2 protein-coding genes are annotated in these 1,440 nt (G+C 75.4%); both read right to left on the bottom strand.

All coding sequences use genetic code 11. The features are described 5' to 3' along the window. Positions 1-788, bottom strand: a 788-nt coding sequence (locus ND748_RS31950) for an SDR family NAD(P)-dependent oxidoreductase (protein ID WP_251750004.1), incomplete at its 3' end; no start/stop codon positions are given. A gap of 240 nt (positions 789-1,028) precedes the next feature. Next, a complete protein-coding gene (locus ND748_RS31945; protein WP_251750003.1) occupies positions 1,029-1,295 on the bottom strand; it encodes a hypothetical protein in 267 nt (88 codons plus the stop codon). Positions 1,296-1,440 lie beyond the last annotated feature (145 nt).

The raw sequence follows: 1,440 nt of genomic DNA, 5'->3' as shown, positions 1-1,440 counted from the left end.
GCCACCGCCTCGACCAGCCGCGGCGGCGCGATCAGGGACAGTTCCGAACCGGCGGAGAACAGCACCCGCCCGCGGCACCAGCCGAACTCCTCGCTCGCCAACCGGGCGGCGGCGGGAGCCATGTGCGCCGGCTGCGGCATCGCGGACAGGTCGAGGCCGCGCGGATCGGCGCCGGCGGCGACGAGGCCCTCGGTCACCATCCGGGTTGCGGCGATGGGCGAGAGCGCGTTCACCGCCACCCCCGCGGGCAGGACCGGGCCGAGCTGCCAGGTCAGGGCGGCGACGGCCCGCTTGGCGCTGCCGTAGGCCGGGCCGTCGACCGAGGTCCGCGCCAGCCCGACGCCGGAGGTGACGCCCACGATCCGGCCGTACCCGGCGGCCGTCATCCGCGGCAGCGCGGCGGCCAGCATGTTGAGATACCCGTCGAGGTGCACGCTGAGCAGCGCCGCCCAGTCGTCAGCGGCGGCGTCGGCGATGCGGGGGAAGCGCACGATCCCGGCCGCGTTGACGACAATGTCCAACGAGCCGAACCGGGCGACGGTCTCCTCGACGAGCCCGCGCACGGCGTCGGGGTCGGTGACGGAGATCGGCGCGGCGACGGCACGGCCGCCCGCCGCCTCGATGCGCCGGACGGTCCGCTCGGCGCTGCGCTCCCCCAGCGGCTCGCCGCGCAGGCCGTCGCCGCTGTCCAGCACGACGACGGTGGCGCCGCGCCGGGCGAGCTCCACCGACACCTCCGCGCCGATGCCGCCCCCGCCGCCCGTCACGATCGCCACGCGCTCCCGCACCCGACCGACCTCCCCGCCTCGTTGGGTGACGCCGATCACACGCTATGAGGCCGGCAATTGGCCGTCAACCGACTGCCGGAATGGCGAGGTAGCGGTGCTTCCCGGGTCCGTTGGTAGAGAGAAGACCGGCGCCGAACCACGCCCAAGGACTCATGTGGGCGCTCTCCCACACATCGGCCCGCTGCTACCCGCGGGACCCGCGGGACCCGCGAACGATCACGACTCGATTCGCCTCACCGCCTAAGGCCCGGCCTGGACGGCGGCGATCACAGCATGGAGCAGGTCACCGAGACGTTCCCAGGCGGCCTGCGCGGCCGCGGCGTGCGCGCCGGTCGGCGGGCCCGCGGCGAGCAACTGGACGGTCTTCACCGCCGCGTACAGGTACATCGGGCGGGCCCGCCAGACGGTGAGCTGCGGGTACGTCTCGTCCAGCGCGCGGTGGACGATGCGCCGCAGGGGGATGTCGGGGTTGCGGCGGGCAAGATCCATCCGGTGCAGGATGGTCACAGCCGCGTCGGTCTCGTCCGGGTCAGGCCGCCAGGCGCCGGTCCGCAGCGCGGGGGGGGCCCCGGCCCCCCCCCCCCCCCGCGGGCCCCCCCCCCCCCCCCCCCCCCCCCCCCCCCCCCCCCGCAAAAAAAAAAAAAACACACCC

The sequence above is a fragment of the Frankia sp. AiPs1 genome, from assembly GCF_023716945.1.
Classification (GTDB): Bacteria; Actinomycetota; Actinomycetes; order Frankiales; family Frankiaceae; genus Frankia.
Note: the sequence above shows the minus strand (reverse complement) of the source record. Positions and strands in the feature narration are given on the sequence as shown.